Source organism: Lysinibacillus sp. GbtcB16 (assembly GCF_019091145.1).
Taxonomy (GTDB): domain Bacteria; phylum Bacillota; class Bacilli; order Bacillales_A; family Planococcaceae; genus Lysinibacillus; species Lysinibacillus fusiformis.
This window is the reverse complement of the sequence record NZ_JAGXJV010000931.1, coordinates 1-232: the sequence shown is the minus strand read 5'-3', so window position 1 is coordinate 232 and position 232 is coordinate 1. Positions and strand designations below refer to the sequence as shown.

General features: G+C 35.8%; 1 protein-coding gene. It reads right to left on the bottom strand.

Going from position 1 to position 232, the window contains the following annotated elements:
• A partial coding sequence (locus tag KVT27_RS27465) for a hypothetical protein (RefSeq protein ID WP_217582353.1) occupies nucleotides 1-73 on the bottom strand: 73 nt, incomplete at its 3' end.
• Nucleotides 74-232 lie beyond the last annotated feature (159 nt).

Below are 232 nucleotides of genomic sequence, written 5' to 3'. Positions count from 1 at the left end.
AAAACGCAGGAAACAGCTTTCTTTTCGCTAAATCCCCCGTTGCCCCGAAAATATAAAACACAGCTCCACTCATCTATGCATCATTCTTTCTCTATAGGATTAGTTAATATGCTTAGCATACCTAAAATTGTCAAGCTATTCAACTTTTCTGAGAACTTTTACTAATAACATTTTCTTATACAAATATAGACATTCGTCTATACCGAACTGCACTAGGCCGAATAGGCTATAG